This is a genomic window from Flavobacterium sp. 90 (assembly GCF_004339525.1).
In the GTDB taxonomy this organism is placed as follows: Bacteria; Bacteroidota; Bacteroidia; order Flavobacteriales; family Flavobacteriaceae; genus Flavobacterium.
This window is the reverse complement of record NZ_SMGE01000001.1, coordinates 1949542-1968864: the sequence shown is the minus strand read 5'-3', so window position 1 is coordinate 1968864 and position 19323 is coordinate 1949542. Positions and strand designations below refer to the sequence as shown.

17 protein-coding genes are annotated in these 19323 nt (G+C 33.7%); 2 read left to right on the top strand and 15 right to left on the bottom strand.

Annotation, left to right across the window (positions count from 1 at the left end; all coding sequences use genetic code 11):
* From C8C83_RS07915 to aspS, 9 genes are all read right to left on the bottom strand, one after another.
* Positions 1-1032, bottom strand: a complete 1032-nt coding sequence (locus C8C83_RS07915) for a 2Fe-2S iron-sulfur cluster-binding protein (RefSeq protein ID WP_099710317.1) — start codon at positions 1030-1032, stop codon at positions 1-3.
* A gap of 95 nt (positions 1033-1127) precedes the next feature.
* Positions 1128-2498, bottom strand: coding sequence for an NADH-quinone oxidoreductase subunit NuoF (gene nuoF, locus C8C83_RS07910; RefSeq protein ID WP_121327599.1), 1371 nt, complete (start codon positions 2496-2498; stop codon positions 1128-1130).
* 1 nt (position 2499) lies between these two features.
* On the bottom strand, positions 2500-3030 hold the full coding sequence (locus tag C8C83_RS07905; protein WP_099710319.1) for an NAD(P)H-dependent oxidoreductase subunit E: 531 nt from the start codon (positions 3028-3030) through the stop codon (positions 2500-2502).
* Between the two features lie 133 nt (positions 3031-3163).
* Complete coding sequence (locus C8C83_RS07900; RefSeq protein ID WP_121327597.1) at positions 3164-4402, bottom strand: NADH-quinone oxidoreductase subunit D; 1239 nt, start codon at positions 4400-4402, stop codon at positions 3164-3166.
* Positions 4403-4426: 24 nt separating this feature from the next.
* A complete protein-coding gene (locus C8C83_RS07895; RefSeq protein ID WP_121327595.1) occupies positions 4427-4948 on the bottom strand; it encodes an NADH-quinone oxidoreductase subunit C in 522 nt (173 codons plus the stop codon).
* A 1-nt stretch (position 4949) separates the two neighbouring features.
* Positions 4950-5498: an NADH-quinone oxidoreductase subunit B gene (locus C8C83_RS07890; RefSeq protein ID WP_041516812.1), complete on the bottom strand. Its 549-nt coding sequence runs from the start codon at positions 5496-5498 to the stop codon at positions 4950-4952.
* A gap of 159 nt (positions 5499-5657) precedes the next feature.
* Positions 5658-6023: an NADH-quinone oxidoreductase subunit A gene (locus C8C83_RS07885; RefSeq protein WP_099710322.1), complete on the bottom strand. Its 366-nt coding sequence runs from the start codon at positions 6021-6023 to the stop codon at positions 5658-5660.
* Between the two features lie 243 nt (positions 6024-6266).
* Positions 6267-6461 (bottom strand): cold shock domain-containing protein, encoded by a 195-nt coding sequence (locus C8C83_RS07880; RefSeq protein ID WP_007137066.1) that lies wholly within the window; start codon positions 6459-6461, stop codon positions 6267-6269.
* A 387-nt stretch (positions 6462-6848) separates the two neighbouring features.
* Positions 6849-8600 carry an aspartate--tRNA ligase gene (aspS, locus tag C8C83_RS07875; protein ID WP_099710323.1) on the bottom strand — a complete coding sequence of 584 codons (1752 nt, stop codon included), beginning with the start codon at positions 8598-8600 and terminating at the stop codon, positions 6849-6851.
* Positions 8601-8835: 235 nt separating this feature from the next.
* Between aspS and C8C83_RS07870 the strand changes: the two genes are divergently transcribed.
* On the top strand, positions 8836-9828 hold the full coding sequence (locus C8C83_RS07870; protein WP_121327593.1) for a TlpA disulfide reductase family protein: 993 nt from the start codon (positions 8836-8838) through the stop codon (positions 9826-9828).
* Positions 9829-10039: 211 nt separating this feature from the next.
* On the top strand, positions 10040-10387 hold the full coding sequence (locus tag C8C83_RS07865; protein WP_099710325.1) for a membrane-binding protein: 348 nt from the start codon (positions 10040-10042) through the stop codon (positions 10385-10387).
* A gap of 212 nt (positions 10388-10599) precedes the next feature.
* On the opposite strand, the gene C8C83_RS07860 is transcribed toward C8C83_RS07865, so the two are convergent.
* From C8C83_RS07860 to C8C83_RS07835, 6 genes are all read right to left on the bottom strand, one after another.
* Positions 10600-11706: a PepSY-associated TM helix domain-containing protein gene (locus C8C83_RS07860; protein WP_121329990.1), complete on the bottom strand. Its 1107-nt coding sequence runs from the start codon at positions 11704-11706 to the stop codon at positions 10600-10602.
* An 81-nt stretch (positions 11707-11787) separates the two neighbouring features.
* Positions 11788-14241, bottom strand: coding sequence for a TonB-dependent receptor (locus C8C83_RS07855; RefSeq protein ID WP_121327592.1), 2454 nt, complete (start codon positions 14239-14241; stop codon positions 11788-11790).
* Positions 14242-14355: 114 nt separating this feature from the next.
* Entirely contained in the window at positions 14356-15903 is a 1548-nt protein-coding gene (locus C8C83_RS07850) for a PepSY-associated TM helix domain-containing protein (protein WP_121327590.1), read from the bottom strand.
* Positions 15904-15905: 2 nt separating this feature from the next.
* Complete coding sequence (locus C8C83_RS07845; protein ID WP_121327588.1) at positions 15906-16205, bottom strand: hypothetical protein; 300 nt, start codon at positions 16203-16205, stop codon at positions 15906-15908.
* A gap of 14 nt (positions 16206-16219) precedes the next feature.
* Positions 16220-16552, bottom strand: coding sequence for a hypothetical protein (locus C8C83_RS07840; RefSeq protein ID WP_121327586.1), 333 nt, complete (start codon positions 16550-16552; stop codon positions 16220-16222).
* A 62-nt stretch (positions 16553-16614) separates the two neighbouring features.
* Entirely contained in the window at positions 16615-19110 is a 2496-nt protein-coding gene (locus tag C8C83_RS07835; protein WP_132011716.1) for a TonB-dependent receptor, read from the bottom strand.
* Positions 19111-19323 lie beyond the last annotated feature (213 nt).

The following is a 19323-nucleotide window of genomic DNA, read 5'->3' as shown; positions in this document are numbered from 1 at the left end:
TTAAGAATTTTTGTTGTTAGTGTTTAATGGAATTTCGGCCATACTAATTTTTTTACGGTCAATATCTCTACCCATAAGGATAGTTTTTTCAGTATCGATTTCTACTTTCTCTAATTTTTGAGTGTAGTTATTTTGGTTGATAACAGAATCTTTTTCAAATTCTCTTGGCCCTTCAATAACCCAGTCATTTACATTTTTATGTTCAAAACGACAGCTGTTGCAAATGAATTCTTCTACTTCATGGTACTCATCTTTACGACCTGTCACACGTTGAATTTCTCCACCAAACATCCAAACAGTAGTTTTTCCACAACACCCAGGAGTTGTACACTCTCTGTGTGCGTTGTAAGGTTTGTTGAACCAAACTCTTGATTTGAAACGGAAAGTTTTATCAGTTAATGCTCCAACAGGACAAACATCAATCATGTTTCCTGAAAATTCATTGTCGATAGCTTTTGAGATTCCGGTTGAAATATTAGCGTGATCACCACGATCTAATACTCCGTGAACTCTGTTGTCTGTCAATTGATCTGCAACTTGCACACATCTTTGACATAAGATACAACGGTTCATATGTAGTTGAATATTTGGACCAATATCTTCTGGTTCAAATGTTCTTTTTTCTTCAATAAAACGTGATTTCGGATTTCCGTGCTCAAAACTTAAGTTTTGAAGATCACATTCACCAGCCTGATCACAAATTGGGCAATCTAACGGGTGATTGATTAATAAAAATTCTGTTACAGATTTACGTGCTTCAGTTACACGATCAGAAGATTTACTGTTTACTTCCATTCCGTCCATACATCCTGTTACACAAGATGCCATAAGTTTAGGCATTGGTCTTGGGTCAGCTTCACTTCCTTTAGAAACTTCAACTAAACAACAACGACATTTTCCGCCGCTGCCTTTTAATTTTGAGTAATAGCACATGGCTGGCGGCACTAAATCTCCACCAATCATACGTGCAGCCTGCAGGATCGTTGTTCCTGGCTCTACGTCTATACTTTGACCGTCTATGGTTACTTTCATCTCTTATTGATTTGAATGTTGAAAGTTTGAATATTGAAAAGAATTGCTGTCCTTTTTGATATTATTAACTTTATAACTTTCTGCTTTATATTTCTTTATACGATTACTTTACCACCTACTAAATGTTTCACTTGCGAGAAAGGTTCAGCAACAAAGTGATCTCTGTGTTTTATTTTTTCAGGGAAACGAACGTGATATTCAAACTCATCTCTAAAGTGGCGAATCGCTGCTGCAACTGGCCAAGAAGCTGCATCACCTAGTGGGCAAATTGTATTGCCCTCGATTTTGCTTTGAATGCTCCACAATAATTCGATATCCTCTTCACGGCCTTGACCGTTTTCGATTCTCCATAATATTTTTTCCAACCATCCTGTTCCTTCACGGCAAGGTGTACATTGTCCGCAAGATTCATGGTGGTAAAAACGAGCAAAATTCCAAGTGTTTCTAACCACACAAGCAGTGTCATTATAAACGATAAATCCTCCAGAACCTAACATCGATCCGGTAGCAAAGCCACCATCACTTAAAGATTCGTAAGTCATTAATCTGTCTTCTCCATTTACTGTTTTGAAAATTAATTCAGCTGGTAAAATTGGCACAGAAGATCCTCCTGGTACAAATGCTTTTAGAGGTCTGCTAGAAGACATTCCACCTAAGTATTCATCAGAATTCATAAATTCATCAACACTTAAACCTAACTCAATTTCATAAACTCCCGGGTTTTTAATATGTCCTGAAGCAGAAATTAATTTAGTTCCTGTTGAACGTCCAATTCCGATTTTTGCATAATCATCACCAGAATTGTTGATGATCCAAGGCACAGTTGCGATAGTTTCTACGTTGTTTACCACAGTTGGATTTGCCCAAAGTCCTGAAACTGCAGGAAATGGTGGTTTGATACGAGGATTTCCTCTTTTACCTTCCAAAGATTCAATAAGTGCAGTTTCTTCTCCACAAATATAAGCTCCGGCTCCACAGTGAACGTGTAATTCTAAATCGTAACCTGTTCCTAATATATTTTTTCCTAACCAACCGGCAGCTTTAGCTTCGGCGATAGCTCTTTCTAATATTTTGAAAACCCACATATATTCTCCACGAATGTAGATATATGATAAGTTAGCGCCTAAAGCAAAACTTGAAGTAATCATTCCTTCGATCAACAAGTGAGGAATAAATTCCATCAAATAACGATCTTTGAAAGTTCCTGGTTCAGACTCATCAGCATTACAAACTAAGTGTCTTGGTTTTCCTGATTTTTTGTCAATAAAACTCCATTTCATTCCCGCAGGGAAACCTGCACCACCACGACCACGAAGTCCTGATTTTTTTACTTCTTCAACAACTTCATCTGGTGTAAGTGTTTTCAAAGCTTTTTCTACAGAAGCATAACCACCATTTTGGCGATATACTTCGTAGGTTTTGATACCCGGAACATTTATTTTATCTAATAATATTTTCTGTGACATCTTATTTATCGTGTAATATTATTTTATCATCTCTACAATCAGCAATTAACTGATCGATTTTTTCTTCTGTGAGTTTTTCTTTGTAGAAATCTCCTAACTGCATCATCGGAGCGTATCCGCAAGCACCTAAACATTCTACACCAGCAATGGTAAACATTCCGTCTGGAGTTGTTTCGCCCATTTTAATGCCTAATTTTTCAGAAGTATAATCCATTAAATTTTCGGCACCGCTTAAACAACAACAAGAAGTCTGACAGAATTCGAACATGTATTTTCCAATTGGTTTTTGGTTATACATGGTATAAAAAGTAACCACTTCGTAAACCTCAATTGGTTTAATGTGCAAAATTTCAGCAACTTTATCCTGTAACTCTGTACTTAACCAGTTGTCATGCGCATCCTGCACTTCGTGCAAAACTGGTAACAAAGCCGATTTTCTTTTGTCTTCAGGATAATGACTGATCAATTCATTGATGCGAGTCATCAATGCTTCAGTCATGTTTATTTCTTGTTTGTAATGTTTACGTTCCATTTTTTATTTTAGATTTTAGATTTTAGATTTCAGATTTATCTGTTGTCTACAATCTATATTCTGCAATCTTTTTTAAATTTCAGATTTTAGATTTTAGATTTTTCAATCTGCAATCTAAAATCAACAATCTTTTTTAGGCGTCTAATTCTCCTGCAATAACATTTAAACTGGATAGAATAACAATTGCATCAGATAATAAAGATCCTTTGATCATTTCAGGATATGCTTGGTAATAAATGAAACAAGGTCTTCTGAAATGTAATCTATATGGAGTTCTGCTTCCGTCTGTAACTAAATAGAATCCGATTTCTCCATTTCCTCCTTCAACCGGGTGATAGATTTCTGCAACTGGTACAGGAACTTCTCCCATTACGATCTTAAAGTGATAAATTAAAGATTCCATTGAAGTGTAAACATCTTCTTTTGGAGGAAGGTAGTAATCAGGAACTTCTGCATGATATTCGTTTCCGGCTGGCATTTTTTCTAATGCCTGACGAATAATGCTTAAACTTTCCCAAACTTCAGCATTACGAACACAGAAACGATCGTAAGTATCTCCTGATTTTCCAACAGGAACCACAAAATCGAAATCTTCGTATGATGAATATGGTTGTGCAACACGAACGTCGTAATCAACTCCGGCAGCACGTAAGTTTGGACCTGTAAATCCGTAAGCCATTGCTTGCTCTGCTGAGATTGCACCTACGTCTACAGTTCTGTCAAGGAAAATTCTGTTTCTTTCGAATAAGTTAACAAACTCTTGCCAAGCAACAGGGAAATCTTGTAAAAAGACATCTAATTTGCGGAAAGCTTCTGGTGACCAATCTCTTTCGAAACCACCAATTCTTCCCATATTTGTTGTTAAACGAGCACCACAAATTTCTTCGTAGATTTCGTAAACTTTTTCTCTAAATTGAAAAACGTATAGGAAACCGGTATAAGCACCAGTATCAACACCAAGAATCGAGTTACAGATTAAGTGATCTGTAATACGAGCCAACTCCATTACAATTACTCTTAAATACTGTGCTCTTTTAGGAACTTCAATATTTAGTAATTTCTCTAGAGTCATCCACCATCCCATATTGTTAATAGGAGAGGAACAATAGTTCATACGGTCAGTAAGAGGAGTAATTTGGTAAAAAGGACGATTTTCGGCGATTTTTTCAAAAGCTCTGTGTATGTAACCAATAGTTGGTTCAGCCTCAAGAATTCTTTCACCGTCCATTAACAGGATATTTTGAAAAATACCGTGAGTCGCCGGGTGCGTAGGACCTAAATTTAGTACTGAAAGCTCGCTTCCGTCTTCGTTTAGTTTATCCTTAATTATTTTAGCATATCGATGCTCTGGTGATAATAATAGTTCTGACATTTTATAATGTTGAATTATTTATTTTTAGCAATTTGTTGTTGTTCTTCCAAAGAATCTATCGTCTTTATCTGTTCTTCCGCTGTCTTCCATTGGGAATTCTTTTCGCATTGGGAACGATACCATCTCATCCATATTCAAAATACGTTTTAATTGTGGATGTCCAATAAAGTCAATCCCGAAGAAATCGTATGTTTCTCTTTCCATCCAGTTTGAACTCAGGAAAATATTTGAAATGGTTTTTATCGCTGGTTTTTCACCGTTTAAGAATACTTTGATTCTAATACGTTTGTTTTCGTACCAGTTGTGTAAATGGTATACGATTGCAAACTGACGCTCTGTTTCGTTGTCCGGATAATGAACACCGCATAAATCAGTTAAAAAGTGGAAACGTAAATCAGAATCGTTTTTCAAAAAAAGAATTAAAGCTGTGATTTTATCAGCAGAAGTTTCTAATGAGAAAATATCTCTTTCTTGGTGAAAGTTAAAAACACTTGTATCAAATGTTTCTGTAAGTTTATCTTGAATCAGGGTGTTTTCTAAAGCCATCTTATGAAATATTATATGAAGCTAGTAATTCTTGGTATTCTGGTGAGCTTCTGCGTCTAACAGATTCGCTTTTTACCAATTCCTGAAGTTTCATTACTCCATCAACAATTTGCTCTGGTCTTGGCGGACATCCCGGAACGTAAACGTCAACCGGAATTACTTTGTCAATTCCTTGTAAAACTGAATAAGTATCGAAGATTCCACCTGATGATGCACAGGCTCCAACTGCAATTACCCAGCGAGGTTCAGACATTTGTTCGTAAACTTGTCTTAAAATAGGTGCCATTTTTTTAGAAATAGTTCCCATTACTAATAACATATCTGCCTGACGAGGCGAAAAACTCACGCGCTCAGAACCAAATCGTGCTAAATCGTAATGTGAAGCCATTGTTGCCATGAATTCGATACCACAGCATGAAGTTGCAAAAGGCAATGGCCATAATGAATTGGCTCTTGCTAAACCTACAACGTCATTTAGTTTTGTAGCGAAGAAGCCTTCTCCTACAACTCCTTCAGGCGGCGCAACCATATTTACATTTGAATCGCTCATTTTTATTTTAGATTTCTGATTTTAGATTTTAGATTTGGGAAATCGTAAAAGTTAAAATCAATTTTTTTAAATCAGTATTAAATTCAATTGAGGTTAAATTCTAAATTTTAATTTGAGACAATTAATCTAAAATCAGAAATCTAAAATCTAAAATCATAATTATTCCCACTCTAATGCTTTTTTCTTAATGATGTAGAAAAAGCCAACTAAAAGAAGTGACATAAACACGATCATTTTAAGCATTCCTTCAATTCCTAATTCTTTGAAGTTTACTGCCCATGGATAAAGGAAAATTACCTCTACATCAAACAGTACAAACAAAATGGCTACCAGGAAATATTTTACTGAAAAAGGAATACGTGCGTTACCTACAGATTCGATACCACACTCAAAGTTTTTGTCTTTTACTTCAGAACTTCTTTTTGGGCCTAATTTTCCCGAAATAATGATTGTTCCTACCACAAATCCAATCGCTAAAATTGCTTGCATTAAAATAGGAATGTAACTGTATTGATCAGATTGCATAAACTTAGGGTTTTTACTTAAAGAATAAGCCACAAAGATAACTTTCAACTCTGTAAATCACAAGCTAAAAAAGGATTTAAGTATGTCGGAAAAGGGTGTTTGTTTGTAATTTTTATCGATTATAAATAACAACAGTCTTTTTTAAGATTTTTTTAAGATTTGAGCAAAAAAAAACGTTTCGAAATTAATCGAAACGTTTTCAAAACCATTCAGAGGCAAAAAAAATAAATTGCTATATTTTTCTTAGATTACTGCTACTTTAGCAGCAACTTTCCCTTTTCTTCCTTCTTCTTCTTCATAGCTTACACGGTCACCTTCGCGTAATTCTTCCGCGTTAATTCCTGAAGCGTGAACGAAGATATCTTTTCCTGTTTCTTCGTCTGTAATGAATCCATAACCTTTAGATTCATTGAAAAATTTTACTGTACCTGTACGCATTGTAATTGTAATAATAATTTATAATGAAGCAAATGTAATATATAAATTCATACAAAAGACAATAAGGTGTTAATTTTTTGTAAAAATTATTGATTCACAGTGTTTTCGCTATTTATATTGCATCAATTTTGATATGGAACTATTTTATTTAAGATTTAGTAATTGTTAAATTAAATGTTAAAAAAGTAGCTTATAGTTTACAAAAATTTTGTATATTATGCCAACTCGGTTATGTAAATCTATGTTTATGTGGGAGAATACTTGTATTTGCTGGTCTCGCATTTTTTATAAGTACTTTGTTGATGTTCAAGTCAGAAGAAAAAGCAAAAAAAACCGCAACTAATAAGATTTAGCTGCGGTTTTTTATGTTTTTATATTTTTAAGAATTTAGATCAAATCAACTTTGATATGTAATTCTTTTAATTGAGCATCGTCAATTGTAGCAGGAGCATCAATCATAACATCGCGTCCTGAATTATTTTTTGGGAATGCGATAAAATCTCTAATTGTTTCTTGTCCTCCTAAAATAGCAACCAATCTGTCTAAACCAAATGCTAAACCTCCGTGTGGAGGTGCTCCAAACTGGAAAGCATCCATTAAGAAACCAAATTGAGCTTTTGCTTCTTCTTCGGTGAAACCTAAATATTTAAACATTAATTGTTGAGTCGCTTTATCGTGAATACGAATAGATCCTCCACCAATTTCATTTCCGTTCAAGACCATATCGTATGCATTAGCACGAACCTTTCCTGGTTCAGTTTCTAATAATTGCATGTCTTCTGGTTTTGGAGAGGTAAACGGGTGATGCATTGCGTGGTAACGACCGCTTTCTTCGTCAAGCTCTAATAATGGGAAATCAACAACCCATAACGGAGCAAATTCTTCCGGATTACGCAATCCTAAACGAGTTGCTAATTCCATACGAAGTGCAGAAAGCTGAGCGCGTGTTTTGTTAGCCGGTCCAGAAAGTACAAAAATCATATCGCCAGGTTTTGCTCCTGTAATTTTTGCCCATTGTCCTAAATCGTCCTGATCGTAGAATTTATCTACAGATGATTTAAAAGTTCCGTCGTCATTACATTTTGCATACACCATTCCTGATGCTCCAACTTGAGGACGTTTTACCCAGTCAATTAATGCGTCAATTTCTTTACGAGTATAATTTCCTGCGCCCGGAACTGCAATTCCCACAACTAATTCAGCAGCATTGAATACTGGAAAATCTTTGTGTTGTGCAAATTCGTTTAACTCACCAAATTCCATCCCAAAACGAATGTCCGGTTTGTCATTTCCATATGTTTTCATAGCATAGTCGTAGGTAATTCTTGGGAATTTATCTACTTCAATACCTTTGATTTCTTTTAGTAAATGTCTTGTCAAACCTTCAAAAACATTCAAAATGTCTTCTTGTTCCACAAATGCCATTTCGCAATCGATTTGTGTAAACTCAGGCTGACGGTCTGCACGCAAATCCTCGTCACGGAAACATTTCACGATTTGGAAATATTTATCCATTCCACCAACCATCAATAATTGCTTGAAAGTTTGTGGAGATTGTGGTAAAGCATAAAATTGTCCTTCGTTCATACGGCTTGGTACAACGAAATCTCTCGCGCCTTCCGGAGTCGATTTAATTAGGTAAGGAGTTTCAACTTCACAAAAATCTAAATCAGATAGATATTTACGAACTTCCATTGCTACTTTGTGACGAAATAATAAACTGTTTTTTACAGGATTTCTTCTAATATCTAAGTAACGGTATTTCATTCTGATGTCTTCTCCACCATCAGTTTCATCTTCAATTGTAAATGGAGGCGTCAATGCTGCGTTTAGAATCGTTAGTTCAGAAACTAAAATTTCGATTTCACCAGTTGGGATATTTTTGTTTTTAGCTTCACGCTCAATAACAGTTCCTTTTACCTGAATCACAAATTCTCTACCAAGAGTTTTAGCCAATTCAAATACAGTTTTATCAGTACGACCTTCGTCGAAAATAAGTTGTGTAATTCCGTAACGGTCGCGTAAATCAACCCAATTCATAAATCCTTTATCGCGTGATTTTTGAACCCAACCCGCAAGTGTAACTTCCGTATTAATATTTGAGGCGTTTAATTCGCCACAATTATGACTTCTATACATGATCAAAATTTTAGACTGCAAAAGTAAACACAAAATTCAAATTATACCATTTAAAATTAGAATTAACTATAAAAGAAAAATATCATTTTATTGCATCAAATTCTGAGTTTAAATGAAGTACTGCTTAGAAAGTGATAATAAATCACTTAACAAATTGAAAATTTTTTGTTAATTCTTAAATTTGTCAGCAGTAATTTCTTTAGATTTGAATCACTAAAAACAAACTTTAATTTATATGAACAAACTTTTTGTTACTGGTCTGTTGATTTTTAGCGCTTTGAATGTTATCGGTCAAACCAAAAATCAAATTAAATTTACGGCTAAAATTGCCAATAGAAATAGTGACACGCTTGTCATTAAAGGAAATGATAATTTTAAACAAGTTATTCCGATTGACAAAAAGGAAACTTTTCTGGCTTCTTTTACTGCGCCAAAAGGATTTTATGTGTTTTCTGATGGAACTGAATCTTCAAGGTTATATTTAAAACCAAATTCTGAGGTGAATTTAACGTTGAATGCCAAAGAATTTGATGAAACTATTGTTTATAAAGGTAAAGGTGTTGATGAAAGTAATTTCTTGGCACAACAAGCTTTAAGAAATGAAAAACTTGAAGAAGCTTTTTCTAAAGAACCAGCTGAATTTGCTGTAATATTAGAAGCTAAGAACAAGACGGATAAAGAAAGTTTAGAAAAAGGGTCTTTTGATCCTGACTTTGTAACTGCAATGAAAGGTAATTTTGAACGTTTTAATGAATTCGCCATTAGAAATTATGAAAGCGCAGTTAAAGCAAATAAATTTAACGGAAAGCCTTCTCCTGATTTTGATTATGAAAATCATAAAGGAGGAAAAACAAAATTATCTGATTTAAAAGGTAAGTATGTTTATATCGATCTTTGGGCAACTTGGTGTGCGCCTTGTAGAGCTGAAATTCCTTACCTTCAAAAAATTGAAGAAAAATATCACGGAAAAAACATTGAGTTTGTGAGTGTTTCGATTGATAAATTGAAAGACACTGAAAAATGGAAGAAATTTGTAGATGATAAAAAATTAGGAGGAATTCAATTATTAGCAGATAAAGATTGGGAATCTGAGTTTGTTACTAATTATGGCGTAACCGGAATTCCTAGATTTATCTTAGTTGATCCAAACGGAATTGTTGTAAAGGCTGATGCTGCAAGACCATCTGAACCAGAACTTCAAGCGCAGTTAGATTCATTATTGAAGTAATTTATTTATCAAATTTATAACGTTATAGTAAATTTTCGCTTTCGCGGAAATCCCAATAAAACCAATGCTTCGGCGTTGGTTTTTTTGTTTTTAGGAAGTTTCCAATGTTAAGTTTTTATTCAATGTTACCAAATTGTTAAGTAAAAGTTTGTTTAATGTAAACAATTAACTATATTTGATAACGATTTGATAACATTAAATACCTAAAGATATGAAAAAGTGTGTAATTTTAGTTGCAATATTGTTCTCTGGAATTCTAGTTGCACAAGAGGTAAAACCTGAATTAGAAGTTGTTGGAAACAAAGTAAAAGCTACTTACTATTATGAAAATGGTAATGTACAACAAGAAGGCTTCTTTAAGGATGGTAAATTAGACGGCGTTTGGGTATCGTATGATGAAAAGGGAAATAAATTGGCTGTAGGAGAGTACACAGACGGAATGAAAACTGGAAAATGGATTTTCTTCAATGAAAAAAATCTTAGCGAAGTTGCTTATGAAAATAGTCAGGTAAGCTCAGTTAAAAATTTACAAAAAAATGCTTTGGCAAACAGAAATTAATACGATTTCGAATAACATAAAAAAACCGCTCATTTGAAGCGGTTTTTTTTGGGATCAAGATATTGTGGAGGAACGTAGAGTAGTTTTTATTGGCTAATTATTTTAACCGCAAAGAACGCAAGTTTTTATTTATGAGATTTTATATAAACGCAAAGTTCGCAAAGCTTTATCAATTATAGCTTTGCGTTCTTTGCGGTTAAATTTTTATGCCTTTATTTTTTGCAGGATTTGTTTCTTCTTCCATACCAAATTACAAAACCTGTTACTGGCAAAGCGGCAGCAATTAAACTAATTATAAATGCGATTATTTTTCCGGGTAAATCCAGAATTTGACCTGTGTGAATTCCATAATTCATTTCGACAACCTGCAATCCTAAAGTTTTTTTAGAATAAGGATCACTTTGCATTAATTTTCCATCGCCGGGATGAAAATAATAATTGCTTTGATGATCGTATCTTAAAGTATGCGGATAAGCTCCTGTACTTATAATGTCGCTTTTTTGCTGTGGAAAAGTAACAAAACACATTTCGGCTTTTGGCTGAAGTTTCATAGTTTCGATAAAAGCGCGATCTACTGCGGCAATCGAATTCATATCAAACTTGGTAGTGTCGATTACTGGAGTTTTTGTTTCGGCAGCTTTATCGCCTCCAACATTGAAAGTTTTGTAAATTCCGTCTCCAACCCATTCGTAAGTAAAAGTTAAACCTGTAATAGCAATAATTACGGCTATTATCGAAATATAAAATCCGGAAGTATTGTGCCAGTCATAATTAACACGGCGCCATTTTGCAGACCATTTTACAGAGAAACTTCTTTTAAGATCACTTCGTCGTTTTGGCCACCACTGAATAATTCCTGAAATCAATAATAATATAAAGATGATTGTTGCACCGCCAATAATATGTTTACCAATATAATCCGGTAAAAGCAGATACAGATGAATGTATTCGACAATTATAAAGAAATCGGTTTTAGGATTTTCTGTTTTTAGATATTTTCCTGTGTACGGATTAAAATAAAGGTATAGATTCTCAGTATCAGAATATGTGTAAACAATTACCGATCTATTTTTTCCATAATAAGAAACCATGCTAGCTTTATTTTTTGGAGCAATTTCTTTGGCTTTTTCTTTTAAAACAGAAGGCAGTAAAAATGGTTTATTTTGAGGTTCAACCAAACGCCATTCTTTTCGGGTAATATCTTTTATTTCGTCATGAAAACAAAAAATACAACCGGTAAAGCTTATAATAAAAACAATAAGCCCGGAAATTAATCCGAGCCATTTATGTAGAAAACGTACTTGTTTTTTGAAACTCATGTTTTTAGAAAAGAATCTTTTATTTGGCAAAAATACCATTAAAAGGCAGATTGCTCAACACGTTTGATTTATAAATTAAACTTAAAATTTATAAGTTATGCTTCCCATAAAAGTTCTTGGAGCTTGCACATTCACGGTAGTGTAACCATTAAAATAAAGTTCATCTGTAAGGTTATCTACTTTTAGAGAAAGCCTGTATTTGGGCTGATCGTAATATAACGTAGCATTTACAACAGCATATGATGGTAAAACAAAGGTTTCAACATCTGCAGGATTTCCTGAACCGGTTGGGTTTCTGTTGTACACAAAAGTTTCGCTGCCGTAATTTCCTCCAATGCCAAAACCTAATCCTCTTAGTTTAGAAGTTTGTAAACTATAACTAATCCAATAATTAATTAGATTTTCAGGACCTGCAGTTTCAGGTCTCAAACCATTTACATCTGCATTTGCATTGTTCAATTTGCTATCGTTAAATGCATATCCAAAAATAAGGTTCAATCCAGAAAACGGATTTGTAGTAACTTCAGCCTCAAATCCTTTACTCGTTTGATTTCCGTCCTGAACGTTTGTGTTAACAACTTGTCCTGCGCGAACAATGTTTTTTACATCAATATTGTAATAGCTTAAATTGGCGCTTAGTTTGTCTTGTAAAATATTCAACTTAACACCCGCTTCAAATTGATTGGCTTTTTCAGGATCAAATTGTTTCAGTTCAGGATTTCCGTTTACGTTAGCAAATAAATATCCAATGTTTTTAAAACTATTTTGATAGTTTCCGAAGATTGAAACTTTGTCTTTTATAATTTGATACACAAGTCCCAATTTTGGAGAAAATGAGTTTTGAGAAAAAGCGCCTGAATTTATATTTGTCGAAGGATCATAAGTTCCGTTATTTTTATAATGATCAAAACGCAAAGCAGCTGAAAGAATTAATTGATCTGTAATATTGATAACATCAGCAGCGTAAACGCTATAAGTTGTCAGGGAAGTAATCGTTCTGTATTGATAGCCGTTTACAAATAAGGGCTCAATATTATTGGGGTTGAAATTGTAATAATTAGGATTTGCAGCAGAATAATCTACAATATCATAATCTGTTTTGAAAGGATTATTAGGATCTCCGCCAAGATATCCAAGACTGCTGTTGGTTTCTGATCTTAAAATATCACCACCAAAAAGCAATTGATGTTTCATACCAAAAAGTTCCGTCTGACCATTGAAGTTTTGCTGAAACTCAACAATATTGTCTTTTCCAACCATATTCCAGGCATTTCGCGACATTTTGTTGTTTCCTAATAAATAAAACCAAGCCTGAGGTCCATCAGATTGATTGGCGCTGGAACTAAAAATAGTTTGTGATTTCCAGTTTTCATTAATCTGATAATGTGCTTGCGCAAAAATATTAGCGGTTTTAGTATCCATCATGAATTCGCCGCCTGTAAAAGATCTTTTCCAGTCTCTTGCAATTTCATTTGCATTATGTAAATTAATACTATTTGGCGTTTGTCCGTACGGAATATAAGTAAATGCAGGCGATGAAGAATTAACCGAAGACAACTCAGCATCGATAGAAATGGTTAGTTTGTCATTGATTTTATAAGAAAATGATGGAGCAAAAAAGTAACTTCTGTTTTTTCCGTAATCCTGAAAAGTATTTGCATCATTGTAAGCTGCATTTATTCTTAATAGCGCTGTTTTTTCATCATTTAAAGGCGTATTAATATCAACAGACAATCGGTTTAAACCATAACTTCCGGATTGATAACTAATATCTCCTCTAAAAGTTTCTGTTGGTTTTTTGGTGACTCTGTTAATTAGTCCGCCATAAGAAGTTAGGATGCTTCCAAAAAGCGTTGCCGAAGGACCTTTTATACTTTCGATTCTTTCTAAGTTTGCGGCATCAACACTGTTTGTGATTTTTCCGGCAATTCCATCTCGTAATAAACTTTGTGTTACAAATCCGCGTGAAGCGAAATAAGAACCTCCATCACCTACTTTTCCGGTTGCAGCCCAAAGTTGGTACAATCCGGGAACATTTTTTAAAGCGTCATCTTGATTAATAACCAATTGATCTCGCATTAAACTTTTTGTGACAACGCTATAAACCTGAGAATTTTCCAGGTTTTTAATCTGCATTTTTGAGACAAAAGGACTTTCGGATTTATTGTATTTATTGATGTTTCCTTTTATAAAAACCTCTTCAAGTTCTTCAGTATTTGTGTTAATGGTGAAGTTTTCTACGATTTCGGCTTCACCATTTACAATAATTTTCTTTTCTTTTGGTGTATGACCAAGAGCAGAAACACGTATGGTATAGTTTCCTAAATTGATATTTTTTATTTCGTATGAACCTTGGCTGTCAGTAAGTGCTCCAATTTTAGTTCCTCTCAATTGAACGGAAACATTTTCTAAAGCTTCACCATTTACAGCTGTTACAGTTCCTTTTATTGTGGTTTTTTGTTGTGCTAAAGCAGATGTTTGTGCCAATAATAAAAAACAAAAACCAATTAGCATTAGTGTAAATTTCCTCTTCATTTTATTTAGAATAAATATTGATTAGGCAAAAGTAAGGCTAAAAGTTTATTTGACCAATTGCAAAATACAAATTATAAGAAAAAAATTACAATAAATAAAAACGGTGTTTATTTGCTAATTAGTTTTTTTAGGTTTCAAATGATAAGCGACATAAAGCGTTATTGAAGCCAAAACAATCCAGAAAACATCAATAAAGAAAATTTGTATTTTATTCTGTAAAAATGAATTCCAAAACCAATTTCCGGAAACAATTCCGTTTGTAATAGGAATAAGAAAACCTAAAATACTTCCGGAAATCAAACAGAATCTGTTGGTAAACGCGTCATTCTTTTTAAGGATAAAAAAGATTGTAAGCGCTAACCATCCAACAAAATAAACAAGATATAAATTCTCCTGAGTCAACGGATAAAATATTTTAGTCACAATAAAAGCAAGTGCTGTAATTGGATACATGCTCAAACATATTGCCAGATAAATGCGAACAACGGCAGCATTAAAACGTCTTTTCTTTTCTGGTAAATTGTTTTTTTGTCTGGCAACGAGCCAAATCATTACACCGGAAATAATCACAAAACAAGTAATAATTCCTAAAATGAAACTCACTATTTTTAAGGCATATCCACCATAATCTCCAAAATGAATTCGGTACAAAACATTTTTTACAACATCAAGATAGTTGTTTTGCGTAATAGGATTTTTTCTGGCGATTTCTTTTCCGTCCGCAATTCGGTAAATTACTTTCCCAATTCCGGTGAATTTTTTGTGAGCGAGCATTTCACCTTCTACAATAACGTGCATATTTGCATCGCCATAATTCTGAATAAATACTTTGTTAATTTCAAAATCTTTCCAGTTGCTTTTTGTTTTTGAAACTAATTGATTGATGTCGAAAGGAGTTGCTAATTTTTTATTATCAAATTTATAATCAGGATCATTGTATTCTAATTCTTTGTATAATTTGTCCTGATCGCCTTTGTATAATGCCATTACAGCCGGAGCGACGATTAGAAGTTTTATCATAAAAAAAGTTCCCGTTACCGCGTATACAAACTGAAAAGGCAGACCAATCATTCCTAATGCTGTGTGAGCATCTGTCCACAATGTTTTTAATTTTTCCTTTGGACGGAAAATATAAAAGTTAGACACAATTTTTTTCCAATGCAATAAAAGCCCGGTTACAATCGCGAATAAAAAGAATAAAGCAGTAAATCCTGAAAGATAATATCCAACCGGATAAGGTATTTGAGCTAAGAAATGTAAACGATATAAAAATTCGCCTAAAGAATACGATTGTTCGTAAGTGAATGATTTAAAATTTTTATTGTCTAAGTAAAAGAATGATCCTTCTTTTTGTTTGGCTGGAGCCAAAGTGTCTTTGGTTCCTTCCATATAAACGGCAACTCTGTTTTCAAGAGATGGTTTAGAGATGGTGATATTTCTTCCGTGTAAAACGTATTCTTTATCCAGTTTTTTTAACGCTTGGTTGTAATCTAACTGAATTTCTCTTGTAATAGCAGTAGATTCACTTCTTTCCCAATTGATGATTTCATCTCTAAAAAAAGAAAAAGATCCTGCAAAGAAAATTACAAATAGCACAACGCTGATGACAATACCGCTAACGGTATGCGTATGAAAATAGATATTGTAATGACGGTTATTCATATTTACGCGGTAGGATTATAAGTTTGACCAAGATAGATAAGAAGAGAAAAAACTAAAGAAAGGAGAATATAAATGCTCCAGATTTTCCATCCGCTTTTTGCCAGAAATGCAAGAACCATAAGAACAACCCAAAGAATAAATCCGCTAAAAGCCATTGTCATTAAAACTTCGGGACGATTAAACCAGGAAGCTAAAGCTAAATGAAAGGTAACAGAAACAAGATAACCGCCTAAAATAGCGGCTGTAATTTTGGCAAAACGAGGCCAAAATGCAGGGGTTAAATATTTTGGATTTGCAGGCATTGGTTAAAAGTGGGTTAGTTGTAATAAAGTTCTAAGAGTGCAGCAATAATTACAATTGCCAAAAGCATTTTGCTGTTTACTTTTTTTAAAGGTTTCAAAATGATGATCAGACTTCCAATTGTCATTAGCTGAATAAAAAACATTAAGGTGCCACAGCCAAAAGATTGATTAAAAAGCCAAATGGCATAAGCAGCAATCAAAAGTGCTAATCCGGTAATTTTGGTTTGCTTCGGATTTTTTTTCATCCATTTTTCAAAACCTAAATCATAAGATAGAACTGCTCTTTTTGAGGTATAATACAAAGTATAAAACGCTAAAAAAACGATAAGACTTGCTATTGTTATCATAGTTTAATAGAATTTAAAAAACACCTTTCTCCTAAAAGAAAGGTGTTTGGAATGTTTTTTTATTAAAATCTGTATGAGAAATTCGCAGATACAGCTCTCATGTTTTTTGGGTGAATTGTAGACCAACCATCGTAAGTATCAACATTAGCAATATTGTCTAATTTTAATGTCAATGTAAATTTCTCTGTTCCGTAGAAAATAGAAGAATTTAAAACAGTATAAGAAGGAATTGCAAACTGACCTACAACATTTCTATTCATAATTAAGTTTTTGTCAGCATAATTTCCACCAAAACCTAAACCAAAACCTTGTAAATCTCCTTGAGGAAATTTGTAGCTTGCCCAAAAGTTTGCTGTGTTTCTTGGTCCTGAACTCTCAGGCCTGTTTCCTACAAACGAAGGATCTCCTGCAGTTAAGAGAGCATCTACATAGCTGTAACCAGCAACAATGTTTAAACCAGTAACTGGATTTGCAACGATTTCTGCCTCAAAACCTTTGTTTCTTTGTTCTCCATCTTGGAAAGAAGTTTGAGTAGGTACTCCGCCTGTAGAACCATAAACAGTATAAACCTGATCTGTTACTTTGATGTCATAATAGCTAAATGTTGCGTAAACTTTGTCTTTAAGAACATTTAATTTCGTTCCGATTTCAAATTGGTTAGCGTGTTCTGGCTTGAAAGTTCTTGGAATAGATGCGCCGCTTAAACCAATATCACTTGTTGGGGCTGTGTTAGTAAAACCATCCATGTAGTTGGCAAAAATCGAAACTTTGTCAATAATTGGTTGATAAACTAAACCAAATTTAGGTGAAAAAGAAGTTTGATTAAAATCATCAGCATTTGTAGTAACATCACCAGCAGTCATAAAACGGTCTACACGTAAACTTGCCATTGCAGATAATGCAGGAGTAATATTGATTACATCTGATGCATAAGCACTAATAACCTCTTGTTTCGTTTTGTTATTGTTTGCATTAGTTTCTGCTATAAGTTTATCAGAACCAGCTTTTGTTAGGTTACCACTGTCACCATTTGTAATATATTTTGCGGGATCTGTAATGCCAAATACATATTGGTTTACAGTTGCCAAATCTAAATTTCCGATATAAACTCTTCCATTAGATACGTATCCGGAACCATTATCAACTTGACCTCTGTTAAAGTAATCTAAGCCAACAACAATTCTATTTCTTAGGTTTCCAAGTTTAAAATCGCCAATAAAGTTTTGTTGAATATCTGTTGTTAAAGTTGTTGTATTTTGATAATTCATTGAACGTCCCAAAACAATTCCTTGATTTACTTGTGTAGGGAAAAATTGTGTGCTTTCATATAAATAAGTATAATACCCTTCAGATGTAGATGATCCTCTGGAAAGAACGGTTTGAGAAGTCCATTCATCGGAGATTTTGTAATTCATTTGTCCTTGAAGAGAGTAAGAAGGAGTTTCAATCGCAAGTTCGTTACTTGTATAAGAACGTTTGTTATCATAACCCAATTCATCCATATTATGAACTCTTAACGGTGCACCCCTGTCTAAAAATAACATAGTAGGATTCGTCTGTTTATTGTTCATGAATTCAGTATTAATAAAGAACGAAAGTCTGTCGCTGGCTTGGTAAGATAAAGATGGAGCAAAGAAAAATGATTTTCTAAATCCAGCATCTTGAAAGCTGTTTTCTGTATGATATGCAGTATTAACTCTGAAATTAATTTTGTGTTCATCGTCTACGGGAGTATTAATGTCTGCAGTTACACGGTTTAATCCATAGCTTCCTGCTGTATAGCTCACCTCTCCGCCAAAATGATCGTAAGGTTTTTTAGTAGTTAAGTTGATTAAACCTCCGTAAGAAATTAAACTACTTCCGAATAAAGTTCCAGAAGGCCCTTTAATAACTTCAATTTTATCAATATTTGCAGGATCTATACTTCCGTTATTCAATGCAGGTAATCCATTTGTCATTGTTGGCTGCACAGCAAATCCTCTTAGAGAGAAATATCCGGCACCGTCACCACCACGTCCAGTAGAAGCCCAAAGCGGAGATAATCCTGGTGCATTTTTAAGTGCATCATCAATATTACTAACTACTTGCTCTTTTAATAATTCGCTTGTAATTGTAGTATAAACTTGTGGGTTTTCAAGATTTTTAAGGGGTAATCTTGATACTTGCTGTGTTTCTTTACGAGCTAATGGATTTTTTTTACCATTACCATTAATTACAATTTCGTCTAATTGCTCAGAATTTGAACTAATTGTGAAATCTTCTATTATTTCGTCACCCGCATTTAGAGAAATGCTTTTTTCTTTAGATGAGTGTCCAACAGAAGATACTTTAATTACATAACTTCCTGGTTTAAGATTTTTAATTTCATAAAAACCATTACTGTCTGTATTCGTTCCTATTTTAGTTCCTTTTAGAACTACAGAAACATTGTCTGCAGCCTGATTGTTTGTTAAACTAATTTGTCCTTTAATGCTCGCTTTTTCTTGTGCAGAAACTGAAGTACTTGCCAATAGAAAAAAACAAAAGCTTAAGAAAGAAATTGTAAATTTATATTTCATCGTTATTTAGAATTGATTTTAATAGCGCAAATTTAGTTGTTGGACATCAACTAAACAAGCTATTCTTATTTATTCTAAATAAAATATTTTTTAAAGGGTAAAATTTACGTTTGTTTAAAAAATTAACATCTTAAGCAATATTTAAGCTAATCTTAAGACAAAAAAGCCTGTTCAAATGAATGAACAGGCTTTTTGATATTGTGGAAAATTATT

Excerpts from the sequence above, each read along its gene's own strand:
- C8C83_RS07845 (WP_121327588.1), bottom strand. The coding sequence starts at position 16,205 with ATGCCTGCAAATCCAAAATATTTAACCCCTGCATTTTGGCCTCGTTTT.
- C8C83_RS07880 (WP_007137066.1), bottom strand. The coding sequence starts at position 6,461 with ATGCGTACAGGTACAGTAAAATTTTTCAATGAATCTAAAGGTTATGGA.
- C8C83_RS07855 (WP_121327592.1), bottom strand. The coding sequence starts at position 14,241 with ATGAAGAGGAAATTTACACTAATGCTAATTGGTTTTTGTTTTTTATTA.
- C8C83_RS07885 (WP_099710322.1), bottom strand. The coding sequence starts at position 6,023 with ATGCAATCTGATCAATACAGTTACATTCCTATTTTAATGCAAGCAATT.
- aspS (WP_099710323.1), bottom strand. The coding sequence starts at position 8,600 with ATGTATAGAAGTCATAATTGTGGCGAATTAAACGCCTCAAATATTAAT.
- C8C83_RS07900 (WP_121327597.1), bottom strand. The coding sequence starts at position 4,402 with ATGTCAGAACTATTATTATCACCAGAGCATCGATATGCTAAAATAATT.
- C8C83_RS07895 (WP_121327595.1), bottom strand. The coding sequence starts at position 4,948 with ATGGCTTTAGAAAACACCCTGATTCAAGATAAACTTACAGAAACATTT.
- C8C83_RS07850 (WP_121327590.1), bottom strand. The coding sequence starts at position 15,903 with ATGAATAACCGTCATTACAATATCTATTTTCATACGCATACCGTTAGC.
- nuoF (WP_121327599.1), bottom strand. The coding sequence starts at position 2,498 with ATGTCACAGAAAATATTATTAGATAAAATAAATGTTCCGGGTATCAAA.
- C8C83_RS07905 (WP_099710319.1), bottom strand. The coding sequence starts at position 3,030 with ATGGAACGTAAACATTACAAACAAGAAATAAACATGACTGAAGCATTG.
- C8C83_RS07840 (WP_121327586.1), bottom strand. The coding sequence starts at position 16,552 with ATGATAACAATAGCAAGTCTTATCGTTTTTTTAGCGTTTTATACTTTG.
- C8C83_RS07835 (WP_132011716.1), bottom strand. The coding sequence starts at position 19,110 with ATGAAATATAAATTTACAATTTCTTTCTTAAGCTTTTGTTTTTTTCTA.
- C8C83_RS07915 (WP_099710317.1), bottom strand. The coding sequence starts at position 1,032 with ATGAAAGTAACCATAGACGGTCAAAGTATAGACGTAGAGCCAGGAACA.
- C8C83_RS07870 (WP_121327593.1), top strand. The coding sequence starts at position 8,836 with ATGAACAAACTTTTTGTTACTGGTCTGTTGATTTTTAGCGCTTTGAAT.
- C8C83_RS07890 (WP_041516812.1), bottom strand. The coding sequence starts at position 5,498 with ATGAGCGATTCAAATGTAAATATGGTTGCGCCGCCTGAAGGAGTTGTA.
- C8C83_RS07865 (WP_099710325.1), top strand. The coding sequence starts at position 10,040 with ATGAAAAAGTGTGTAATTTTAGTTGCAATATTGTTCTCTGGAATTCTA.
- C8C83_RS07860 (WP_121329990.1), bottom strand. The coding sequence starts at position 11,706 with ATGAGTTTCAAAAAACAAGTACGTTTTCTACATAAATGGCTCGGATTA.